The following is a 23,224-nucleotide window of genomic DNA, read 5'->3' as shown; positions in this document are numbered from 1 at the left end:
TTGTTTTTTGAGGAGATAAGGTGAAAATTCAGTTAATTGCCGTTGGAACCAAAATGCCTTCGTGGGTAACCACAGGCTTTGAGGAATACCAACGTCGTTTTCCGAAAGAAATGCCTTTTGAGTTGATTGAAATTCCTGCCGGTAAGCGGGGCAAAAACGCGGATATTAAACGGATTTTGGAACAGGAAGGCAAAGCCATGTTGGCGGCGGCCGGCAAGGGCAAAATCGTGACGCTGGATATTCCCGGCAAACCTTGGACCACCGAGCAACTTGCCCAACAATTAGAAAGTTGGAAAAATGATGGACGCGATCTGTGTTTGTTGATTGGTGGGCCGGAAGGACTTTCACCTGAATGTAAGGTGGCAGCTGAACAAAGTTGGTCATTATCGCCTTTAACCTTGCCACATCCGTTAGTGCGCGTGGTTGTCGCAGAGAGCTTATACCGTGCGTGGTCGTTAACCACCAATCATCCTTATCATCGAGAATAAATGAACTTAAAAAAATTATTGTCGCAACCACAATACGATCCGATTCGTGATAAAAAGGCTGAGCGCAATTTATTTGCTCGTCGCGCCTTGGTGTCATTTATCGGGGTGTTGGCGTTATCAGTAATTTTAATCTTAAATCTTTACAATTTGCAGGTGGTGAATTACGACAGCTATCAAACCCGTTCTAATGGCAATCGAATTAAATTGTTGCCGTTACCGCCGACACGTGGGTTGATTTATGATCGTAATGGGCAAATTTTAGCTGAGAATTTAACCTTTTTCGGATTGTATATTGTGCCGGAAAAAGTTGAAAATTTAGACCGCACTTTCGAGGAATTAAGAGTGTTGGTCGGCTTAACTGATACCGATATTGAGAATTTTAAAAAAGAACGTCAACGTTCTTCACGCTATACCCCGATTTTATTAAAGCCTAATTTGACGGAAGAGCAAATCGCGCGTTTTTCAGTAAACCAATACAATTTTCCAAGTTTGGATGTGAAACCTTATTTCAAACGGCACTATTTATACGGCGAGCCGTTAACGCACATTTTAGGGTATGTCTCTAAAATTAACGATCGTGATGTCGAACGATTAAAAAAAGAAGAAAAATTTGCCAACTATTCAGGCACGCATGATTTAGGTAAGTTAGGTATTGAGCGTTATTATGAAGATGCGTTGCATGGCACCACCGGTTTTGAAGAAGTGGAAGTGAATAGTCGTGGCAAAGTGATTCGTAAATTACGCGAACAACCGGCTGTCGCCGGCAAGAGCATTCATCTGACGATTGATTTAAATTTGCAGCTTTATATTACCGATCTCTTGGCGGGGCAAAAAGGGGCGGTTGTGGTGATGGATCCGAAAGATAACAGCGTGTTAGCGATGGTTTCAGTACCAAGTTATGATAATAATTTGTTTGTAGATGGTATTTCCGGTGAAGATTATCGTCGTTTATTAAATGATCCGAATCGCCCCTTGTATAGTCGTGTGACCCAAGGCGCGTATCCGCCGGCATCTACGGTGAAACCGTTTATTGCGGTATCGGCGTTGCAGGAGAACGTGATTACGCCGGAAATGACTATTTCTGACCCCGGTTACTGGGTGTTGCCTAATACCACAAAACGCTTCCGTGATTGGCGTCGTGGCGGGCATGGTATGACGGATTTGAATAAGGCAATTACCGAATCGTCGGATACCTATTTTTATCAAACCGCCTATAATTTAGGCATTGATCGTTTATCCGGTTGGATGAAACGGTTTGGCTTTGGTGTGCCGACCGGTATTGATATTCAAGAGGAAACCAGTGCTAATATGCCCACTCGAGAATGGAAACAGAAACGTTACAAAAAACCTTGGGTGCAAGGTGATACGATTTCTGTGGGAATCGGGCAAGGGTATTGGACGGCTACGCCACTTCAATTAGCGAAAGCCACCACTATATTAGTAAATAACGGTAAAGTCATGACACCTCATTTAATGAAACGTATTGAGGGAACAACGATTGAACCTTATCAAGATCCAAAATTATACGCTGATATTACCGAGCCTAAGCAATATTATTGGGATGTCGCAAAACGCGGTATGTATAACGTCGTGAACTCGGCGGCAGGTACTGGTCGTAAAGCGTTTGCCGGTGCGCCTTATCGGGTGGCAGGCAAATCCGGCACAGCACAAGTATTTAGTTTAAAAGAAAATCAAAGTTATAATGCTGGTGCGCTAAAAAAAGAATTACATGACCATGCGTGGTTTACTGCCTTTGCGCCCTATGACAAACCCAAAGTGGTGGTGTCCATTATTTTAGAAAATGCCGGAGGCGGTTCAAGTAATGCCGCACCGCTGGTGAGAAAAATTATGGATTATTATTTTAGACAGACAAGTGAACCGCTCATGGGCGAACCCACTGACTTTATGCCGGCAGGAGTATCAACAAATGAAAATGAATGAGCGTCAGGTTTGGCAGGAATTATGGCGTCGCCTGCACATTGATTTGTGGTTATTTATTGGTCTGGTCGTGATTACCGGTTACGGCATGCTGGTGTTATATAGCGCGTCCGGCGCGAATGAAGCGATGTTTCAGAGCCGTATTATTCAGGTTGTTTTAGGGTTTGCGGTCATGCTCGTAATGGCACAGCTTTCGCCTAATTTTTATAAGCGCATTGCGCCTTATTTATTTGGGCTTGGAATTGCGATGCTCATTTTAGTGGATTTAATTGGCGCAACGAGTAAGGGCGCACAACGGTGGTTAGATTTAGGGATCGTGCGTTTTCAGCCGTCGGAGATTGTGAAGTTAGCGGTGCCATTAATGGTGGCAGTATATTTAGGGAATCGCCCACAACCGATTAAACTGAAAGAAACCTTTATTGCCTTAATCATTATTATTGTGCCGACCCTGCTGGTGGCAGTTCAGCCGGATTTAGGGACTTCCGTGTTGGTTAGTGGCTCAGGGTTATTTGTGATATTTTTGGCAGGGATGAGTTGGTGGCTGATTTTAGCCGCAATCATCGGGCTTGCCGGTTTTATCCCTATCATGTGGTTTTACTTAATGCACGATTATCAACGTGCTCGCGTATTAACCCTTTTTGATCCGGAAAAAGATTTATTGGGAGCGGGATACCACATTTGGCAGTCCAAAATTGCCATCGGTTCAGGTGGCTTATGGGGAAAGGGCTGGATGCAAGGCACGCAATCCCAATTAGAATTTTTACCGGAACCGCATACGGATTTCATTTTTGCTGTATTAAGTGAAGAATATGGCATGGTGGGCTTTTTAATTTTACTAGCAATTTACTTATTTATTATTGCGCGCGGTCTCATGATTGGTGTGAGTGCACAAAGTGCATTCGGACGCATTTTAGTTGGCGCATTAACGTTAATTTTCTTTGTTTACGTTTTTGTGAATATTGGTATGGTCAGCGGCATTTTACCGGTGGTAGGCGTGCCGTTGCCGTTGGTGAGTTATGGCGGCACTTCTTATGTGTCGATTATGGCAGGTTTCGGACTCATTATGTCGATTCATACTCACAAAGAACACTTTCTGAAGGGAACTCATTAAGTTTTCAGTTTTCTTAGTTAGATAACTCGACAGAAGGGGATAACTTCTATGAATATAAAACAAACTGTAACATACGTGCTTTTTTTGTTTCTGTTTTCGACCGCACTTTCTGTGCAAGCGGAAACCAAAAAATTATATGGGATACAAGGGCCGAGTTTAATCTATCGTCAGTTATCTAACTCGCCTAAAACCTATGAAGTCAATGGTGAAGTCTATGTAACGCATCCACCTGAATCTGCCAAGGAATATACGAAAAAAGGTATTGCAAGTTATTATCATCATAAATTTAATGGACGCCCGACTTCAACGGGGGAGCCTTATGATTCCACCTTATACACGGCAGCCCATAAGACACTTCCGCTCAATTCCTACGCGGTAGTGACTAATATGTATAACAAGCGGAAAGTCATTGTACGTATTAATGACAGAGGACCGTTTGCTAAAGATCGCATTATTGATTTATCCCATGCGGCGGCAAAGGAAATTGGGATTGTGAATTATGGAATGGGGTTAGTTCAGATTGAAGCCCTTCACGTGCATACCAATGGCGATATTTCCGGACCGGGGAGTGCCACATTGGCAAAATCAGCAAAAAATGTGGAGGGCTTAAAACGGTTAAAACCCAATGCTAAAAATAATGCTTCCACCGATGAAAATCGTGTTGCCAAAAAGGATAAAGCAGGGAATAAAAAAGAAAGTTATAAAATCAAGATGGTGAATATTCCCAGTAAAAAAGAGGCTGAAAAAATAATTAAGCAATTATCATCAAAAAATATTAAAGCGGAAATGATTGCGCAGGGTAAAAAATACAATGTTCACTTTGGCCCTTTTAAATCAAAAAATGAAATAGAAAAACTCAAAACACAATTGAGACAATGGAAACATTCCGAGCCTTTAATTGTGTATGCTTACAATAAATAATGACCTAATCTAGGATGTTTAATATTATGTTTCATCATATCGCGACAAAAACAAAAATCGCACTTCTTACCGGAATGCTCAGTGCCTCCTTTATCGCAAATGCAAATGACGTAGCCTACGATGTAACTACGCCACAAATTAATGCACAAACCTATATTTTAATGGACTACAATTCCGGTGCGGTGTTAGCGGCATTGAATCCGGATCAAAGACAATATCCCGCTTCATTAACCAAAATGATGACTAGCTATGTCGTGGGGCAGGCATTAAAACAGGGAAAAATCCATAGCACAGATATGGTAACCATTGGGGAAAGCGCATGGGGGAAAAATTTCCCGGGCTCCTCAAAAATGTTCTTAAATTTAAACCAACAGGTTTCCGTAGCAGATCTGAATCGTGGGATTATTATCGTGTCAGGAAATGATGCTTGTGTTGCTATGGCAGAGCATATTTCCGGTAATACCACCAACTTTATTGAGAGCATGAACAAATATGTGCGTCAGTTTGGGCTAAAAAATACGAATTTTACGACAGTGCATGGCTTAGACGAAGAAGGGCAGTATTCTTCAGCACGTGATATGGCGATTATCGGTTCACATATTATTCATGATTTGCCGGAAGAATATAAAATTTATGCGGAAAAAGAATTTACCTTTAACAAAATTAAGCAACCAAACCGCAACGGTTTATTATGGGATAAAACCATTAATGTAGATGGGATGAAAACTGGTCATACAGATAAAGCCGGTTATAATCTGGTGGCTTCAGCGACGAACCCGAATAATATGCGCTTAATTTCTGTCGTGATGGGTGTGCCGACTTACAAAGGGCGAGAGGTGGAAAGCAAAAAATTATTACAATGGGGTTTTGCGAACTTTGAGACCTTTAAAACATTAGAAGCAGGCAAACTGATTTCTGAACAGCGTGTCTATTATGGTGATGAAAATAACGTGCAATTAGGTGTGTTGCAAGATGGATTTATTACCATCCCGAAAGGTAAAAATACCGAGTTGAAAGCTCGTTATGAGTTGGATAAAAAATATCTCGAAGCGCCACTTGCCAAAGGTCAAGTCGTCGGGAAAGTCGTTTACCAACTGGATGGAAAAGATGTTGCCAGTTTAAACTTGCAAGTGATGCAAGAAGTCAAAGAAGCGGGGATATTAGGCCGTGTTTGGGATTGGCTGGTCTTGACGATTAAAAGTTTATTTAGTTAGACTTAAAATCTTGGCAGAAACGACCGCATTTTTTGATTTTTTGATGTAATCAGCGGCGACGAAGTGCGGTGAATTTTTTATTTATTTTAGGAAAAACAATGACTCACGATAAAACCGTTAATTTGACGGATCTTGCACATAATAAGAAACTCAAAGATTTACTTGAATTCCCTTGTGATTTTACATTTAAAGTTGTCGGTGCGGCACGCGCAGATTTGATTGATGATGTTGTGCAAACCGTGCATAAAACCATTAAGGGGGATTATACGCCAACCATGAAAGAAAGCGGCAAAGGTACGTATCATTCTGTTTCAATCAAGGTGCGTGCAGACAATATTGAACAGATTGAAACGCTTTACAAAACATTGGCAGAAATTAAAGGCGTTCGCATGGTGTTATAGCAAAATAGGCGGAATAAAATTCATTATTCCGCCTATTTTTATTTTTCTATTTTTAAATGACCACGCATTCTTCAGATATGGAAAGGGCATTATTTTTTATGTTTTTCTAAAGAGCGGTGTAAAATTTTGACGTTTTTGCCTTTGTCTTGGAAATATCTTCCCAACTGTTCGGCAATATAAACGGAGCGATGTTTTCCGCCGGTGCATCCGATAGCAATGGTTAAATAACTGCGATTATTTTGTTCCAGCAAGGGCAACCAAGTTTCGATATAAGAGCGGGTTAGATAAATAAATTGGTGTACATCATTGTGTTTATTTAAAAATTCCGCTACCGGCTCATCTAATCCTGTCAGCGGTCGCAAAGCGTGGTTCCAGTGCGGATTAGGCAGAAAGCGCACATCAAATACATAATCCGCATCAAGTGGAATGCCGTATTTAAATCCGAAAGACTCCACCACGATTTTTAATTCTTTATCAGAATGCCCACGTAAAAATTCACGTAAGCGTTCCGCAAGCTCATGGGTGGATAACGCGCCCGTATCAATAATCAAGTTGGCTTGTTGAATCAAAGGGTCAAGCTGTTTCGCTTCTTCTTCAATGGCGGCTTCCAGAGAAAGATCATGGGTGGAAAGCGGATGTAAACGACGAGAATCGCTGTAGCGGCGGACTAAAGTGCTGTTATCAGCATCTAAGAAAATAATTTTAACATTATGCTGTTGTTGAAGATCGTTAATGGTCTTTTCCAACACTTGTGGGGACGCCGGTAAATTGCGAATATCTAAACTAATCGCAGCGGCCGTTTGGCTAACTGACAGGATTTCAATTAATTTCGGCAGTAAATCCAATGGCAAATTATCCACGCAATAATAGCCCATATCTTCCAACGCTCTTAATGCGACGGATTTGCCACCGCCCGACCGTCCGCTAATGATGATAATTTCCATGATGTTCCCCTTGATTCGTTCAAATGGCACTTATTCTTCCGCGTTATCCGGCATTGGGATTAGCGTATCTTCCTCATCGGATTCTGACGGCTCATTTTCACATTGATCATAATGCAGAAAAATTTTCCAAATTTCATCCGCACTTTTTGCCGAACGCAGTTGTTTGCACAGTGATTTATCCATTAAATAGTCCGCCAATTTCGGCAGACACTGGGCATAATCGCTACACATATTTTCCGGAATTAATACCGCAAAAATTAAATCCACATCCCGTTTATCGGCAGCATCATACTCAATGGGGGTTTCTAATTGAATAAACACACCAATGGGTTTTGTACCTTGCGGCAGACGGCCTTTCGGCATCGCAACGCCACCGCCTAAACCGGAATTGCCTAATTTTTCACGATTAAATAAACAATCAAAACAATATTGTTCCCCATTTTCCATGGGTAATTGTTCTTCCACAATGCGCGCGATAGATTCAAACACCCGTTTTTTGCTGGAAGAAATCATTCCCTGACGAAGGGTTTGAGGCGTTAATAATTCGGTAAATTTCATAAGCTATAGTTGGAAATCTGCACCTAAATACACGTCTTTTACCAATTTGTTATTCATAATGTCAGTAGGTGTGCCGGTGGCAATCATTTTACCGGAACTCACAATATAGGCGCGCTCACACACATCGAGCGTCTCCCGCACATTGTGATCGGTGATCAGCACACCTAAGCCGCGATCGCGTAAGTCTTTGATAATTTTCTTAATATCAATCACCGAAATAGGATCAACGCCGGCAAAAGGTTCATCTAATAAAATGAACTTCGGATTTGCTGCCAAGGCACGCGCAATTTCCACGCGACGACGTTCGCCGCCGGAGAGTGATTGCCCTAGATTGTCTCGAATATGACCAATGTTGAATTCATCAATCAATTCATCGGCACGTTCGCGACGTTGAAGTGCGGTCAGATCTTTGCGTATTTCTAATACGGCCATTAAATTTTCATACACACTCAAGCGGCGAAAAATAGAGGCTTCCTGTGGTAAATAACCTACGCCTTTTTGCGCGCGATTGTGCATTGGTAACAAACTGATGTCTTCTTCATCAATTCGAATTTTGCCTTGATCATGATTCACCAAGCCAACCACCATGTAGAACGTGGTTGTTTTTCCGGCGCCATTTGGCCCGAGTAAACCGACAATCTCACCGGAGTTGACGGTTAAACTCACATCAGAAACCACTTGGCGTTTTTTGTAGCTTTTCGCTAAATTTTCAGCAGACAGAATCGCCATGTTTCACCTTATTTCTTGCTTTTAGCATCATTTAATTGGTTTGGAATTAAGACAGTTTTTACACGAGAACCGGAAGAACCGTTCGCTTTCAACTGTTGTTTTTTCACATCATAAGTAATGACATTGCCGCTAATTTTACTATCTAATTGCTTTAATTCGGCGTTGCCGGTTAAGGTTAAAAATTCTGTACTCAAATCATAAAACACTTTATTGGCTTTACCGTCCACCGGTTTGCCATCATCCATCATTTGATGAAACGTAACGGGATTACCAAAAGCTTCAACGGTATCTTTCTTATTGGCGTTTTCTTCCGGACGGGTAATGATCACTTTATCCGCTTTGACAAGAATAGAACCCTGCGTAATCACCACGTTATCACTGAGGGTGACCACACGGCTGTTCATATCCAACGATTGGTTATCGGATACGATGTTAATCGGTTGATTGGTATCGTCTTTTAACGCGAATGCGGAGAAAGCGATTAAAGTTAATGTGGAAGCAAGGAAAAGTTTATTGCTTATTAATTTCATAATGTGTTTTTACCTGTTCTTTTAAATTAGCCACTTGTTGTTGCAAATTGCCCGTTAATTTCAAGCCGGTTGAACTAAAATTTTGCCCGTTGAGCGTAACCATTTTGTCTGAACGAATATCCTGCGTTGTTAAATTTACCACTGCACTTTCGGTTTCAATGCGCTGTAAACGGGAGAGGGGAGAGAGGCTTTGTGCCACCACATTGCCCTCTAAATACAACATATTATCTTTGGTTAATCTCGCTTTATCAGCACGGAGTTCCCAGCTTTCTTTTTCTGCGGTATTGGCATTAGGCACATTCAGCTCGAGTAATGTCACTTTAGGCTGTTGAAAGTCGGTATGCCCGTCAGCCGTGTAGTATTCCACTTGCAAAGAGGTGGCGAGGTATTGCTTTTTACCGCTAGGCGAATAAACGACAGTATCCATTTTTTGTCCGATATATTCCGGCCGATCTTCTGATTTAATGAGTTCAGTTAAATGGTTATCGTCTTGATTTAAACGATAAAACCAAGCTAATAACCCCAGCGCAATGACCGATAAAATAATATTCCAGCGAATATTCATAAGCCTATGTTAAGTCAGTCTAGTTAATAAGAAGGCGCAATCATAGCACAGTTTTGTGAAAAGCATGTAAAAGTGCGGTCTGATTTTATGATGTTTTTACATAGGATACTGAGGTATCGGCAAGGAAAATCGATGGGGTAAATTCAGATAATTCTATTTGACATTCGGTGGAATTTCATAGAGTATCGCAGCTTATTTTAGTTAGGGGCGATTTTATAGCCTCTTATTATTTGCAACGAATGTGTTATGAACGAATCTTTAATTGAAGTTAAACATCTGACATTTAAGCGTGGCGATCGAATTATTTATAAGGATCTGAATCTGAGGGTTCCCAAGGGCAAAATTACTGCCATTATGGGACCTTCCGGCATTGGTAAAACCACGTTATTAAAACTCATCGGTGGGCAGTTGTTGCCGACCGAGGGGGAAATTTTGTTTGATGGGCAAGATATTTGCAAACTGTCAAATCGTGAACTTTATGAAGTGCGTAAACGCATGGGAATGCTATTTCAATCGGGCGCATTGTTTACCGATATTTCTACTTTCGATAACGTGGCATTTGCGATTCGTGAGCATACGAATTTGCCACCGTCATTAATTCGTCAGATCGTGTTAATGAAACTGGAAGCAGTTGGCTTACGTGGTGCAGCCGATTTAATGCCCTCCGAACTTTCCGGTGGGATGGCTCGGCGTGCCGCCCTTGCCCGTGCGATAGCATTAGATCCGGATTTAATGATGTTCGATGAACCGTTCACCGGGCAGGATCCGATTAGTATGGGGGTGATTCTCAGCCTCATTAAACGGTTAAACGAAGCCTTAAATCTCACATCGATCGTGGTGTCGCACGATGTGCAAGAAGTGTTAAGCATTGCAGATTATGCTTATATTATCGCGGATAAACATGTTATCGCGGAAGGCACTTCCGAGCAGCTGCTGGCAAGCCAAGATCCTCAGGTGACTCAGTTCCTACAAGGTCAAGCAGACGGTCCGGTGCATTTTCATTACCCTGCACCGAATTATATTGAGGAGTTGTTTGAATGTTAGTGAATTTCATTTCAGCCCTCGGGCGCTATGTGATTAATTTTGTACGGGCGCTAGGTCGTGCCGGCTTTTTATTGTTCGGCGCATTAGTTGGGAAACCGCAAGTGACGAAGCATTTCCCACTTCTTATTAAGCAACTGCATGTTCTTGGCGTACAATCTTTATTAATCATCATGCTTTCCGGTTTATTTATTGGTATGGTGCTTGGGTTACAAGGCTATGTGGTCTTAGTGGATTTCTCCGCAGAAACCAGCCTCGGGCAATTAGTCGCCTTATCTCTGCTTCGAGAATTAGGCCCGGTGGTGACCGCACTTTTATTTGCCGGTCGAGCCGGTTCTGCCCTTACGGCAGAAATTGGTTTAATGAAAGCCACCGAACAATTATCCAGCTTGGAAATGATGGCAGTCGATCCGTTGCGTCGGGTGATTGCACCGCGTTTTTGGGCGGGGATTATTGCCATGCCGCTTCTTTCCATGATTTTTATCGCCATTGGAATTTGGGGCGGTTCTTTAGTCGGGGTTGACTGGAAAGGCGTGGATGCCGGGAGTTTTTGGTCTGTTATGCAAAACGCAGTTACATGGGAACATGACATTCTAAACGGCACAATCAAAAGCGTCTTTTTTGCTATTGCTGTTGTATGGATTGCGTTATTTAACGGGTATGACTGTATGCCAACGTCCGAAGGTATTAGCAAAGCCACGACGAGAACGGTAGTTCATGCGTCATTAGTGGTATTGGGTTTAGACTTTGTGCTGACAGCGATGATGTTCGGTGCAAATTAATCTCTGTTTGTAAGGAAAGAGTATGCGACAAACAATTAAATATGAATTTTGGGTGGGTTTATTTTTGCTTTTAGGTATTGCCTCGCTTGTTTTTTTAGGCCTAAAAGTTGCCAACGTACAAGGCTTTAGTGAAACAAAATCTTACCAAGTCTATGCAACTTTCGATAATATCGGCGGACTAAAAGTGCGTGCGCCACTTAAAGTGGGCGGTGTCGTGGTTGGGCGCGTATCCAATATTGAATTGGATCCGAAAACGTATTTGCCGAAAGTAACGATTGCGATTAATCAAGAATACAACAAGATTCCTGAAACCAGTTCGTTATCCATTAAAACCTCAGGATTATTGGGCGAACAGTACATTGCATTAAATGTCGGTTTTGATGACGGTGAAATTGCGATGCTGAAAGATGGCGACAAAATTGTTGATACCAAATCTGCCATGGTGCTGGAAGATCTTATCGGCCAGTTCTTATACGGTAATAAAGAAGATAAGAAAGCGGAAGGCGAAGCAAATGACGCCGCCGAAAGTCACTAAATTACACAACCTACAGGAGAAGGATGTATGTTAAAACTGAATGTAAAACGCTGGTTAGCAAAAACGTTGGTTATTTTCACCGCACTTTTTGCCGTGCAACAAGTGATGGCGGAAGATACGCCCTATGATTTAACGCAAAAAGTGTCGGCAAAACTGTTTAGCGATATTAAAGCGAACCAAAGTAAAATTAAACAAGATCCGAATTACCTCAGAACAATTGTACGCCAAGATTTAATGCCGTATGTTCATGTGAAGTATGCCGGCTCTAAAATTTTAGGACAAAACTATAAAACCGCAACCCAAGAAGAACGGGATCGTTACTTTGCCGTTTTAGAGAAATACATCGAACAGGTTTATGCACAAGTGTTAACCATGTATAGCGATCAAAGTATTCAAATCGGCAAAATGAAGGAAGAATCTGCAAGCCTTGCGACCGTGAACGTTAAAGTGGCGCAACCGAATAATCAACCGCCTTTAAACGTGGATTTCTATTGGTATAAAAACAGTAAAACCGGTCAATGGCAGGTGTATGACATGACAGCCGGTGGTGCAAGCATGGTGAATACCAAACAGCAAGAATGGAGCCCAATCATTCGTAAACAAGGGCTGGATGCATTGACTGCACAGTTACAAAAATCAGCGGATACACCAATTACGTTGAGCAAATAATCCATGCAAGAGACACAAAGTTTACATTGGGAATCACAGGTAAATGATGGTAAAATGACGCTCCAATTATCAGGAGAGTTATCTCGTAACACGTTGTTGCCACTTTGGCAGCAACGTGCTTCTTTTTTATTGGAAGGGCAGCTAGACGGGCAAATGATTGTTTGGGATTTAAGCCAAATTACCCGTATTGACTCCGCCGGTTTTGCATTACTCTGTGACTTTTTACAACATAACCAAACCTTGTTAACAAAAGCGCAGAGACAAATTTTGCAAAATCCACCATCACAATTACTAACATTAGCCGATCTTTTCGGATTATCCGATTGGATTGCACAATTTATCCCGCAAAATGGAAATCGTTAATGGAAACGCAAGAAATTGAACGAATTTTAAAAGAAGCACTTCAGCTTGATGAAGTTTATGTCCAAGGTGAAAATGCCCATTATGGCGTGATCGCAGTCAGCGATCAGTTTGCCGGGTTATCTAAAGTTAAACAGCAACAAATGATTTATGCGCCATTATTGGAGCATATTTCCAGCAATGAAATCCACGCACTTTCCATCCGCACTTATACCGTTGAAAAATGGAAACGCGAACGTTTACTTAATCCACCGGCTTAATTCCTACAGGGTATTCTCATGCAAAAATTTCGTGTTTATGGTCAATCTTGTTTAAAAGGCACCGTAGAAATTTCCGGTGCGAAGAATGCGGCATTACCCATTCTTTTTGCTGCAATTTTAGCGACAGAACCTGTCACATTAACCAATGTACCTGATCTTAAAGATATTGAAACAACGCTAAAAATCTTACGCCAACTCGGTGTTGTGGTAACGCGCAATGAGCAAGGTGTTGTGAGCTTAGATGCGTCTAAAATCGATCACTTTGTTGCGCCTTATGAATTAGTTAAAACCATGCGTGCCTCCATTTGGGCACTTGCTCCTTTAGTCGCCCGTTTTAACCAAGGGCAAGTCTCTCTGCCGGGCGGATGTTCTATCGGTGCCCGTCCTGTGGATTTACACATTAGCGGTTTAGAACGCCTTGGTGCTCAAATTGTTCTTGAAGACGGTTATGTAAAAGCGCACGTCAATGGACGTTTAAGTGGTACGCGTATTGTGATGGAAAAAGTGAGTGTTGGCGCCACTCTTTCCATTATGATTGCTGCAACCCTAGCCAAAGGCACAACGGTAATTGAAAATGCCGCACGCGAACCGGAAATTGCCGATACGGCAGAATTCTTAAATAAAATGGGGGCGAAAATCAGCGGTGCCGGTTCTGATGCCATTACCATTGAGGGCGTGGAACGCTTAACCGGTTGTCAACATAGTATCGTTCCCGATCGTATTGAAACCGGGACATTCCTTGTGGCCGCCGCCATTTCCGGTGGACGCATTGTCTGTAAAAATACCAAGGCAGACACCTTAGATGCCGTGATTGATAAATTACGTGAAGCCGGTGCGCAAGTGGATGTAACGGAAGAGACGATTACACTCGATATGCTGGGTAATCGCCCGAAAGCTGTGAATATTCGCACCGCACCTTATCCGGGATTCCCAACGGATATGCAAGCCCAATTTACCTTGTTAAACATGGTAGCAAATGGAACCAGCATCATTACGGAAACCATTTTTGAAAATCGTTTTATGCATATTCCTGAATTGATTCGGATGGGCGGCAAAGCTGAAATTGAAGGTAACACGGCAATCTGCCACGGCGTTGATCATTTATCCGGCGCAGAAGTCATGGCAACGGATTTACGTGCTTCCATCAGTTTGGTTCTTGCCGGCTGTATTGCAACCGGTGAAACCATTGTTGATCGTATCTATCATATCGATCGTGGTTATGAACGCATTGAAGAAAAACTTCGGGGTATTGGCGCTCGCATTGAGCGTTTCTCTGAAGAAAACGAAGAAGTGTAATGATTAAATAAAAATCCCCTAAGGCGACAGTCTTAGGGGATTTTTGATTGTGTGAAGTGAGTTAAATCAAGTGATGGCGTTTAGCTGAAAGTTAGTCTTCCATATACCCTAGACTTCGCAAAGCGCGTTCATCGTCTGCCCAGCCGGATTTCACTTTCACCCAAAGTTCTAAATGGACTTTATTATCAAATAAACGCGCCATATCTAAACGGGCTTCCATACCGATTTTTTTCAATTTTTCACCTTTATGGCCAATGACGATTTTTTTCTGTCCGTCACGTTCAACCAAAATTAAGGCATTGATTTCGTAAGTTCCGCGTTCGTTTACCTTAAATTGCTCGATTTCTACGGTGACAGAATAAGGTAATTCCTCCCCCATAAAGCGCATTAATTTTTCGCGAATAATTTCTGATGCCATAAAACGTTGAGAACGATCGGTCACATAATCTTCCGGGAAATGGTGTACACCCGGGCGCAAAGATTGACGCACGATATTCTCAATTACCTCTAAATTATTCCCTTTTTCAGCAGAAATCGGCACGATGTCGGTAAAGGTAAATTTACGGCTGATTTCCGTAATAAATGGCAATAAATCGTCTTTATGCTTAATGTTATCGATTTTATTAATGGCAAGGACAACCGGCACATTGGTTTTGCGCAGTTTGTTCAGTACCATTTCATCGTCATCATTCCAGTGTGTGCCATCTACCACAAAAATGACTAAATCCACATCAGTCATCGCACTGCTGGCGGCACGGTTCATTAAACGGTTGATAGCGCGTTTTTCCTCAATGTGCAGCCCCGGCGTATCCACGTAAATTTCCTGATACGGACCTTCAGTTTTAATGCCCACAATGCGATGACGAGTGGTTTGCGCTTTGCGCGAAGTGATCGAAATTTTTTGTCCGAGAATTTTGTTCAGTAAGGTAGATTTCCCTACGTTCGGACGACCTACAATGGCAATAAAGCCACAATACGTTTCAAGTTGTTCTGTCATTTGATATTTAGCTCTTGAAGAATTTGTTCTGCTGCCGCTTGTTCTGCTTTACGGCGACTGGAACCTTTGCCGATAAAAGTGCGGTCATCATTTTTAATGGAACATTCCACAATAAATAATTGGTTATGAGCTTGCCCTTGAATATTCACAATATTGTATGTCGGCACAGGGAGTTTTTTGCCTTGCAAATATTCTTGTAAACGGGTTTTCGCATCCTTTTGGTTATCGCCCGGTTGAATCTCTTTTAATAAAGATTGATACCAACGGATTACGATTTCAGTGGCGTGAGTGAGGCTACTATCTAACGAAATCGCACCAATAATGGCTTCTACGCAATCAGCTAAAATAGATTCACGACGAAATCCGCCACTTTTTAATTCCCCTTGTCCCAGTGAAAGATAGTCTCCCAACTGGAAATCGCGCGCTAAAATCGCTAAGGTTGGCTCACGCACCAATGTTGCCCGCATTCGACTGAGTTCCCCTTCGTTGCACTTGGGAAATTGATGAAATAAGGCATCGGCAATGGTTAAGTTTAAAATGGCATCGCCTAAAAATTCTAAGCGCTCGTTATGTTTATGCCCTGCACTTCTATGGGTGAGGGCTTGTTTAAGAAGATCGGTATCTTGAAATTGGTAATCAATTTTTTGTTGTAAACGATCTAAATTATGGTCTCTCATATTATTGAATTTTTTGGAATAAGCGTTCAGTACGAATGCCGGTTGGCCATTCATCCTGTTCTTTCTTTAAACTCAGCCAAATATAGGTGGCTTTTCCGACGATATTTTGTGACGGTACAAAGCCCCAAAAACGGCTATCTTCACTGTTGTTACGGTTATCGCCCATGACAAAATACTGCCCTTCCGGCACAACCCATTCTGTTACATAATTTTCTTGTTTGCTAAAGGCTTTATAACGATATCCTTCGTTAATCGGCTGTGGATACCAATGAATAGCGTGTGTCACATCACCGGTTTCAATGGTTTCTAATGGTGCAGGGCCGTATTGCACTTTACCGCTGTGATCTCGTCCTAAAATAAAACGGAAATTTTCATTCGGTTGAGGCAGCGTGTAGCTAAATTCTTTGGTTTTACAATCGGTCAAACATTCTTTGCCGTCTTTGGCGTAAACCAAGGTTAAATGACGATTCGCTTCGTTATAAATTATGCGATCGCCGGGGGTGCCTACAACACGTTTAATGTAGTCGGTACTAGGGGATTCCGGTGCTTTGAACACAATGACATCACCACGTTGAGGCTCGCCTCGTTTTATCAACGTATTTTGGAAAACCGGATCTTTAATGCCGTAATCAAATTTATTGACTAAGATGAAATCACCAATACGCAATGTGGGTTCCATGGAAGAAGAGGGGATTTGAAATGGCTCGAAAATAAATGAGCGCACAATCAATACAAAAGCTAATACCGGAAATAAAGACGCGACAAATTCAGAACTTTCTGAAATCGGTTCAATTTGAGTTTTTTCCTCATCGTTTAATGGTTTGCCACTGCGTTGCTCCAAGCGTGCAATTTGTCTGGCGCGTTTTGGTAACACGCCAAAGCGCAAATAACACCAAACGGCACCAGAAAGTGCGGTAAAAATAATGAGTAAAATGGAAAAGGTATTGGGTAACTGAAAATGATCCAATACTTTCCACAAACCATATCCGACAGCGATTAAAATAATCGTAAATACGTTCGACATGAATACTTTCCTTATTTGTCTTTTCCTACGTGTAAGATGGCTAAGAATGCTTCTTGTGGCACTTCAACATTGCCGAGTTGTTTCATTCGTTTCTTACCTTCTTTTTGTTTTTGTAGTAATTTTTTCTTACGGCTGACATCACCACCATAGCATTTTGCCAACACATTTTTGCGTAATTGTTTCACGGTAGAACGGGCAATAATGTGGTTGCCAATTGCCGCTTGAATCGCGATATCAAATTGTTGACGTGGAATGAGTTCACGCATTTTTTCTACCAATTCACGACCGCGATACGGTGCATTGTCTTTATGTACAATTAACGCTAACGCATCTACACGATCACCGTTGATCATAATATCCACGCGCACCATATCTGCCGTTTGGAAGCGTTTGAAACCGTAATCTAAAGACGCATAACCGCGCGAGGTGGATTTCAGGCGATCAAAGAAATCCAGCACCACTTCGCCCATCGGGATTTCATAAGTCAGCGCCACTTGATTGCCGTGATAAACCATATGGGTTTGCACGCCACGTTTTTCAACGCAAAGGGTAATCACATTGCCGAGATATTCTTGTGGCAATAGCATATTACATTCCGCAATGGGTTCACGAATTTCAGCAATATTGTTTAACGGCGGCAGTTTTGACGGACTGTCCACATAGACTACCTCACCATTGGTTAATTCCACTTCATAGACCACGGTTGGTGCCGTCGTGATTAAATCTAAATCGTACTCACGCTCCAAACGTTCTTGAATAATCTCCATGTGTAACAGCCCAAGGAAACCACAGCGGAAACCGAAGCCAAGTGCGGTGGAATTTTCCGGTTCATAGAACAAGGAGGCGTCATTTAAACTTAATTTACCAAGCGCATCACGGAATGCTTCATAATCATCAGAGCTGACCGGGAATAAACCGGCGTAAACCTGCGGTTTAACTTTCTTAAAGCCCGGTAAAACGGAACTTGCCGGATTATTGTGTAGCGTTAAGGTATCTCCTACCGGTGCGCCTAAAATATCTTTAATGGCACAAACGACCCAACCAACTTCACCGCAATTTAATACAGTGGTATCCACTTGTTTCGGCGTAAAAATCCCCAAACGATCGACGTTATATGATTGGCCGGTGGACATCACTTTGATTTTATCGCCTTTACGTAACGTGCCGTTTTTAATGCGAACCAAAGACACTACACCCAAATAATTATCAAACCAAGAGTCAATAATTAATGCCTGTAATGGCGCATTTGGGTCACCTTCCGGTGCCGGAATTTTGGCAACAATTTCTTCTAATACGTCTTCAATGCCTACGCCCGTTTTAGCCGAACAACGCACGGCTTCCATGGCATCAATTCCCACAATATCTTCAATTTCTTCCGCAACACGTTCAGGATCGGCCGCCGGTAAGTCAATTTTGTTTAAAATCGGCACCACTTCCAAGTTCATTTCGATAGCGGTGTAACAGTTTGCCAACGTTTGTGCTTCTACACCTTGTCCGGCATCGACTACCAATAATGCGCCTTCACAAGCCGCAAGAGAGCGAGATACTTCATAAGAAAAGTCAACGTGTCCCGGTGTGTCGATAAAATTCAGTTGATAGGTTTCGCCATCTTTGGCTTTGTAGTTCAGCGTTACGCTTTGTGCCTTGATGGTAATCCCGCGTTCGCGCTCCAAATCCATAGAATCGAGCACTTGCGCTTCCATTTCACGATCTGAAAGTCCCCCACAGGTTTGAATTAAACGATCAGATAAGGTGGATTTACCGTGGTCAATATGGGCAATAATAGAAAAGTTGCGAATATTCTTCATAAATCAGTCAGTTTTCTCATTCAAAAGTCATTAAATTTAACTGGCGGATTGTACCCGAAAAGCGTGGAAATCGCTAGAAAAGAAAAGGGAAGTGCGGTCAGTAATTCAAACAACATTTGATCGTTATGAGGCATTGGCGGCAAGATGATATACACCACACCATATATCGCTTTCTCGCTCAATTTTGGGGAAGCAAATAAACGCTCGCTTTCCGCCGGAAATTGCGTGATTTTCGGCAAAAATTTTGCCAAATTCGGGGGAATATTCCGTGAGCTGCGTTAAAACCGTCTTTCGTCCAGCAATTCTTCCAACTCGGTGATCGTGCGAGTTACCACTTGCAAAGACGTAGCGCAAACGCTGCACAGTCTCACGAAAATTGAAGGTTTCGCAGGCGACGCAAAAAGAGCGCAGAGCATCCGGTTTATTTATATTATTCCTTTTTTCAGAATAGTTTATTCGCATTTTATGTATTTTAACTCATGATAGTCAGCGTATAATACAAGTAAATCATCAAAGAGCGGTTAGAATTAACGAGCTCTGGGAAAAACTCGGCAACGGTGAAATCGGCAAACCGATTATTCATCAAGTATTTGATTTTAAAGACGTAGCAAAAGCCCATATAGAAATGGACAAAGGCACGCATATTGGGAAAGTGATGTTAGATTTCACTTTGCTCAATCAATAAGGAGAAACACCATGAAACTTTCTATTCTCAATCTTGCTCCCGTTCGTGAAGGGCAAACTTATTTGCAAGCGGTCGATTCGATGGTGAATCTTGCAAAACACGCGGAGCGCATTGGCATTGAACGCTATTGGATTGCTGAGCATCATAATATGAAAAATTTGGTGAGTTCAGCGACCGCACTTTTAATTCAGCATACGCTAGCCAATACGAAGACCTTGCGCGTGGGCTCAGGTGGCGTGATGTTACCGAATCATTCGCCTTATGTGGTGGCTGAGCAATATGGCACACTGGAGACGCTTTATCCAAACCGTGTTGAACTCGGTTTAGGGCGTGCACCAGGAACGGATATGCAAACGGCTGCAGCACTTCGTCGTGGACGAAACAGTCTGGATTTCCCTGCGGAAATCGCGGAACTTCGAGGTTACTTTAAAGATAGCAATCCTGTTTCAGCTTATCCTTCCGCAGGCTTGAATATACCGTTTTATATTTTAGGATCTAGCACCGAAAGTGCCTATCTTGCGGCCGAGCTTGGCTTGCCTTATGCCTTTGCTTCACACTTTGCGCCACGCATGATGGAAATGGCGGTGGAGATTTATCGCAAAAACTTCAAACCCTCTACCTATCTTGCTGAGCCTTATGTCATCTTAGGTGTGAACGCGATTGTTGCCGAAACCGATAATGAAGCGAGACAACTGGCGACAACACAAACACTATTTTTCTTAAATGTGGTCACTAACGCGCAACAAAATTTACAATCGCCTTTGGCATCAGAGGAAGATGTTTGGAAAGCTCAAATGCACGCTCAAAAGAAACCGCACTTTGGCCCAGTCGATTTCGAGGAAATCTCGATTTACAACCAAGAGCGAGCCGTAGTGGAACAAATGACTGCTTGTTCGCTTATCGGTAGCCCTGAAAGCGTGGATTTTCAACTCAAGCAATTACGCGAACGGGTACATTTTGATGAAATTATGGCAGTGAGCTATATTTTTGATGAGCAAAAACAAGCCCAATCTTACACGATGTTGAAAGCGATTGTAGATAAGCAATCGTGAAACAAAAATGGCGAGATTATCTCGCCATTTTTTATGCCTGAACTATTTTTGCTAACAAGATCTCTTTCAGCCTGTTATACACCCACATCACCCGCTCTGCGACGATCGTTTGATATGGTCGGTATAAATAAAGCTGCCATTTTTGCTTTTCAATTTCGGGGAAGAGTTCCACCAATCGATCATTTTCTAAATAGGGATCACAAACGCTGTTTATAAGATAAGAACAAGTGCGCCCAGCGAGAGCTGATTGCAATTCGCTTTGCACGTCAGAGGCGAAGAATATCGCTCTGTTGGGGATAAAACGTTGTTCAGCGTTGATTTGCCATTGCCAAATACGTTTCAGTTTGGGGTCAATCAAACCACTCAGTGGATAATTTTGGGCTAAATCTTGCAAATCTTTAGGGAAATCCAATCGCTTGAGTAAGGCGGGCGAGGCGACAATTTTTTCCGAAAAAGTGCAGATATGCTGCGCCACCCAATCCAACTCAGGTTCTTGGCAAATTCGCAAGCCAATGTCGATTTGGTCATCTACGCTTTTGAGCTTATCAATGCCCACCCGCCAATCAATCGCAATGTCGGGGTAGGGCTCAAGTGCGGTCAATAATTCAAACAGAATTTCATCGTTGTAAGGCATCGGCGGCAGGGTAATCCGAACTACACCTTGCATTGCTTTTTCTTTTACATTGTTTTTAGCAAATAGCTGTTCACCTTTCGCCAAATATTGCGTCGCTTTCGGTAAAAATTGCTCGCCAAATTCGGTGAGTTTGATGTTTCGAGTGTTACGCTTGAACAGGCTTTCGCCTAATAACGTTTCGAGATCGGCAATCATTCTCGTGACTACTTGGGGCGAAACTGCAAGGCGTTGAGCGGTTTCACGGAAATTAAGGGTTTCCGCAGCGGAGCAAAAATAACGAAGAGCTTCTAATTTATTCATCATTATTCCTTTTTTCAGAATAGTTTATTCTTATTTTATTAATTTTCAAACTGAAAGACTAGGATATAATGCCCCCATTACAACAAACAATCTTTTTTAAACATTCTTTTAACATTAGGAAAAAAAATGGCAGATTTAAAAAGCCCAGTAGCAGACCGTGCAGAACATAACGCATTTTTCCCATCAGAATACTCATTAAGCCAATATGTGGCGAAAAAAACGGATTTCGACGGTTTTAAATTCGACAAACCTTACACAGGTGGCAAACACAAAATTTTAATGGTGGCTTCTGACGAACGCTATTTAGAAATGAAAAACGGAAAATTATTTTCAACGGGTAACCACCCTGTGGAAACGATGTTGCCAATGTTGCATATTCACCACGCTGGTTTTGAAATTGAAGTGGCAACCCTTTCAGGTAACTCGGTAAAATTTGAAATGTGGGCGATGCCAACCGAAGATGAAGCGGTGATGGGCTTATACGAAACCTACTTGCCGAAATTCAAAAATCCACACAAATTAGCGGATATTTTGGCGGAAGTCACAGCGGAAGATTCTCCATATTTAGGTGTGTTGATCCCGGGTGGTCACGCAGCATTACACGGTCTTCCGTTCAGTAACGATGTGAAAGCGGTGTTAAATTGGGCGTTTGCAAATGATAAATATATCATCAGCTTATGTCATGGTCCTGCGGCATTCTTAGCAGCAAGCGTAGGCGAAAAACCTGAAGATTTCCCATTCAAAGGTTATGAAATCTGTGTGTTTCCAGATGCATTAGACGAAGGCGCAAACGTGGATATCGGCTACATTCCGGGTAAATTACAATGGTTATTGGCTGAACGTTTAGAAGCGTTAGGCGTGAAAGTGTTGAACGAAGGCATTACCGGTCAAGTGAACAAAGACCGCAACGTGCTCACCGGCGACAGCCCACTTGCGTCTAACAATTTAGGCATTTTAGCTGCAGAGGAGTTGTTAAAAGCCGTCGCTTAATCACCTTTCTCCTTCTTGAAATAACATAAAGTGCGGTCGAAAAACACCATGAATTTCGACCGCACTTTTTACGTTTGTGCAAGCTTATCTGCCACTTACATTAAAAACCAATCTGCCTTTGTAGTCCAAATAGGTCGGACGGATTTCGATACTTTGCTTATCCTGCAACATCTCATCGGTGTGCCGTATAAGTCTCATCGTTGGCGTAGATTTCAAAGAACACCCAACGATTCGATTGTTCTTTCACCGTAGCGACATACATCGCCGGCACACCCGGCTCCACTTTCAGGGATTACGTCATTTCCGGCAACACCATGGCTTTAAATTTCTCATTTTCCGACGGCTTCACGTTCACAATGACCAAATTGGGACGGGTTTCATTCGTTTGTTGCACTTGGATTGTAAATTCAAGGGTTAAAAAGAGCGGTGGAAAAAAACAACATTTTTTACTTTAACACATTCACACCTGTTTTGCGTCTTTGGTTTGTGTGGAGGCGGCATAACTATGGCATACTAGCCAACAGGTGCGCCAGTAACTAATAGATCATCTTCAGGAATAGAAAATGCATCATGGTTTAACTCTATTGATTTTTTCTTAAACATAAGGTTTCATATCCATAATTATTTTACAAACTGCAAGTTCCCCAAAAGTGAGCAACTATGTCTAACCATGGGTAATTTATTACCCACGGATTAAACGTAAGTTTCGTTTCTG

At 42.2% G+C, this 23,224-nt stretch carries 27 protein-coding genes; 16 read left to right on the top strand and 11 right to left on the bottom strand.

The genetic code is table 11. From position 1 onward, the window contains the following. Positions 1-20: 20 nt before the first annotated feature. The 6 genes from rlmH (at position 21) to ybeD (ending at position 6,073) form a co-directional block, all read left to right on the top strand. Entirely contained in the window at positions 21-488 is a 468-nt protein-coding gene (gene rlmH, locus AC30SF_RS06155) for a 23S rRNA (pseudouridine(1915)-N(3))-methyltransferase RlmH (RefSeq protein ID WP_489607891.1), read from the top strand. Then, on the top strand, positions 489-2,429 hold the full coding sequence (gene mrdA, locus AC30SF_RS06150; RefSeq protein WP_489607890.1) for a penicillin-binding protein 2: 1,941 nt from the start codon (positions 489-491) through the stop codon (positions 2,427-2,429). Further along, a complete protein-coding gene (rodA, locus tag AC30SF_RS06145; RefSeq protein WP_489607889.1) occupies positions 2,416-3,537 on the top strand; it encodes a rod shape-determining protein RodA in 1,122 nt (373 codons plus the stop codon). Before mrdA ends, rodA begins: the two co-directional genes overlap by 14 nt. A gap of 48 nt (positions 3,538-3,585) precedes the next feature. Continuing rightward, positions 3,586-4,458, top strand: coding sequence for a septal ring lytic transglycosylase RlpA family protein (locus AC30SF_RS06140; RefSeq protein ID WP_448757166.1), 873 nt, complete (start codon positions 3,586-3,588; stop codon positions 4,456-4,458). A gap of 26 nt (positions 4,459-4,484) precedes the next feature. Further along, a complete protein-coding gene (locus AC30SF_RS06135; protein ID WP_489607888.1) occupies positions 4,485-5,672 on the top strand; it encodes a serine hydrolase in 1,188 nt (395 codons plus the stop codon). Positions 5,673-5,770: 98 nt separating this feature from the next. Then, on the top strand, positions 5,771-6,073 hold the full coding sequence (ybeD, locus tag AC30SF_RS06130; RefSeq protein WP_021616393.1) for a DUF493 family protein YbeD: 303 nt from the start codon (positions 5,771-5,773) through the stop codon (positions 6,071-6,073). An 89-nt stretch (positions 6,074-6,162) separates the two neighbouring features. Here ybeD and rapZ read toward each other — a convergent pair whose 3' ends face one another. Genes rapZ through lptC form a run of 5 tightly spaced genes read right to left on the bottom strand, consistent with a single transcriptional unit; the run spans position 6,163 to position 9,399 of the window. Continuing rightward, positions 6,163-7,017: an RNase adapter RapZ gene (gene rapZ, locus AC30SF_RS06125; RefSeq protein WP_209361989.1), complete on the bottom strand. Its 855-nt coding sequence runs from the start codon at positions 7,015-7,017 to the stop codon at positions 6,163-6,165. 30 nt (positions 7,018-7,047) lie between these two features. After that, complete coding sequence (gene ptsN / locus AC30SF_RS06120; protein WP_489607887.1) at positions 7,048-7,575, bottom strand: PTS IIA-like nitrogen regulatory protein PtsN; 528 nt, start codon at positions 7,573-7,575, stop codon at positions 7,048-7,050. A gap of 3 nt (positions 7,576-7,578) precedes the next feature. Continuing rightward, positions 7,579-8,304, bottom strand: coding sequence for an LPS export ABC transporter ATP-binding protein (gene lptB, locus AC30SF_RS06115; RefSeq protein WP_489607886.1), 726 nt, complete (start codon positions 8,302-8,304; stop codon positions 7,579-7,581). An 8-nt stretch (positions 8,305-8,312) separates the two neighbouring features. Then, on the bottom strand, positions 8,313-8,834 hold the full coding sequence (gene lptA, locus AC30SF_RS06110; RefSeq protein ID WP_489607885.1) for a lipopolysaccharide transport periplasmic protein LptA: 522 nt from the start codon (positions 8,832-8,834) through the stop codon (positions 8,313-8,315). Continuing rightward, positions 8,815-9,399, bottom strand: a complete 585-nt coding sequence (gene lptC, locus AC30SF_RS06105; RefSeq protein WP_290521846.1) for an LPS export ABC transporter periplasmic protein LptC — start codon at positions 9,397-9,399, stop codon at positions 8,815-8,817. Before lptC ends, lptA begins: the two co-directional genes overlap by 20 nt. A 246-nt stretch (positions 9,400-9,645) precedes the next feature. Between lptC and mlaF the strand changes: the two genes are divergently transcribed. Genes mlaF through murA form a run of 7 tightly spaced genes read left to right on the top strand, consistent with a single transcriptional unit; the run spans position 9,646 to position 14,342 of the window. After that, positions 9,646-10,443 carry a phospholipid ABC transporter ATP-binding protein MlaF gene (mlaF, locus tag AC30SF_RS06100; protein ID WP_296027431.1) on the top strand — a complete coding sequence of 266 codons (798 nt, stop codon included), beginning with the start codon at positions 9,646-9,648 and terminating at the stop codon, positions 10,441-10,443. Continuing rightward, a complete protein-coding gene (gene mlaE, locus AC30SF_RS06095; RefSeq protein ID WP_454901121.1) occupies positions 10,437-11,222 on the top strand; it encodes a lipid asymmetry maintenance ABC transporter permease subunit MlaE in 786 nt (261 codons plus the stop codon). Before mlaF ends, mlaE begins: the two co-directional genes overlap by 7 nt. 22 nt (positions 11,223-11,244) lie before the next feature. After that, positions 11,245-11,757 carry an outer membrane lipid asymmetry maintenance protein MlaD gene (gene mlaD / locus AC30SF_RS06090; protein ID WP_314116098.1) on the top strand — a complete coding sequence of 171 codons (513 nt, stop codon included), beginning with the start codon at positions 11,245-11,247 and terminating at the stop codon, positions 11,755-11,757. Positions 11,758-11,784: 27 nt separating this feature from the next. After that, a complete protein-coding gene (gene mlaC / locus AC30SF_RS06085) occupies positions 11,785-12,426 on the top strand; it encodes a phospholipid-binding protein MlaC (RefSeq protein ID WP_489607884.1) in 642 nt (213 codons plus the stop codon). Positions 12,427-12,429: 3 nt separating this feature from the next. Further along, positions 12,430-12,789, top strand: coding sequence for an STAS domain-containing protein (locus AC30SF_RS06080; protein ID WP_021616403.1), 360 nt, complete (start codon positions 12,430-12,432; stop codon positions 12,787-12,789). Beyond that, positions 12,789-13,046, top strand: a complete 258-nt coding sequence (locus AC30SF_RS06075) for a BolA family protein (RefSeq protein WP_314116096.1) — start codon at positions 12,789-12,791, stop codon at positions 13,044-13,046. Before AC30SF_RS06080 ends, AC30SF_RS06075 begins: the two co-directional genes overlap by 1 nt. An 18-nt stretch (positions 13,047-13,064) precedes the next feature. Continuing rightward, positions 13,065-14,342, top strand: coding sequence for a UDP-N-acetylglucosamine 1-carboxyvinyltransferase (murA, locus tag AC30SF_RS06070; protein WP_295976519.1), 1,278 nt, complete (start codon positions 13,065-13,067; stop codon positions 14,340-14,342). 91 nt (positions 14,343-14,433) lie between these two features. Here murA and era read toward each other — a convergent pair whose 3' ends face one another. The 5 genes from era to AC30SF_RS06045 are packed head-to-tail and all read right to left on the bottom strand — an operon-like array spanning position 14,434 to position 19,099. Continuing rightward, positions 14,434-15,339, bottom strand: coding sequence for a GTPase Era (era, locus tag AC30SF_RS06065; RefSeq protein ID WP_489607883.1), 906 nt, complete (start codon positions 15,337-15,339; stop codon positions 14,434-14,436). Continuing rightward, positions 15,336-16,016 carry a ribonuclease III gene (rnc, locus tag AC30SF_RS06060; RefSeq protein WP_290521418.1) on the bottom strand — a complete coding sequence of 227 codons (681 nt, stop codon included), beginning with the start codon at positions 16,014-16,016 and terminating at the stop codon, positions 15,336-15,338. The genes era and rnc overlap by 4 nt, the downstream gene beginning before the upstream one ends. 1 nt (position 16,017) lies before the next feature. Further along, positions 16,018-17,040 carry a signal peptidase I gene (lepB, locus tag AC30SF_RS06055; RefSeq protein WP_489607882.1) on the bottom strand — a complete coding sequence of 341 codons (1,023 nt, stop codon included), beginning with the start codon at positions 17,038-17,040 and terminating at the stop codon, positions 16,018-16,020. Between the two features lie 11 nt (positions 17,041-17,051). Then, on the bottom strand, positions 17,052-18,848 hold the full coding sequence (gene lepA, locus AC30SF_RS06050) for a translation elongation factor 4 (RefSeq protein WP_295976515.1): 1,797 nt from the start codon (positions 18,846-18,848) through the stop codon (positions 17,052-17,054). Between the two features lie 20 nt (positions 18,849-18,868). Then, positions 18,869-19,099 carry a hypothetical protein gene (locus tag AC30SF_RS06045; RefSeq protein ID WP_489607881.1) on the bottom strand — a complete coding sequence of 77 codons (231 nt, stop codon included), beginning with the start codon at positions 19,097-19,099 and terminating at the stop codon, positions 18,869-18,871. A gap of 203 nt (positions 19,100-19,302) precedes the next feature. Here AC30SF_RS06045 and AC30SF_RS06040 point away from each other — a divergent pair, with 203 nt between their 5' ends. Further along, positions 19,303-19,533 (top strand): zinc-binding dehydrogenase, encoded by a 231-nt coding sequence (locus tag AC30SF_RS06040; protein WP_109104074.1) that lies wholly within the window; start codon positions 19,303-19,305, stop codon positions 19,531-19,533. 11 nt (positions 19,534-19,544) lie between these two features. Beyond that, a complete protein-coding gene (locus AC30SF_RS06035; RefSeq protein WP_489607880.1) occupies positions 19,545-20,585 on the top strand; it encodes an LLM class flavin-dependent oxidoreductase in 1,041 nt (346 codons plus the stop codon). 31 nt (positions 20,586-20,616) lie between these two features. On the opposite strand, the gene AC30SF_RS06030 is transcribed toward AC30SF_RS06035, so the two are convergent. After that, positions 20,617-21,519 carry a LysR family transcriptional regulator gene (locus AC30SF_RS06030; protein ID WP_489607879.1) on the bottom strand — a complete coding sequence of 301 codons (903 nt, stop codon included), beginning with the start codon at positions 21,517-21,519 and terminating at the stop codon, positions 20,617-20,619. A 126-nt stretch (positions 21,520-21,645) separates the two neighbouring features. On the opposite strand from AC30SF_RS06030, the gene hchA reads away from it, so the two are divergent. After that, positions 21,646-22,509, top strand: a complete 864-nt coding sequence (hchA, locus tag AC30SF_RS06025; RefSeq protein ID WP_489607878.1) for a glyoxalase III HchA — start codon at positions 21,646-21,648, stop codon at positions 22,507-22,509. Positions 22,510-23,224 lie beyond the last annotated feature (715 nt).

This window comes from Aggregatibacter valvarum, from assembly GCF_980468985.1.
The sequence above is the reverse complement of the archived record's forward strand: the minus strand, read 5'-3'. Positions and strand labels throughout refer to the sequence as shown.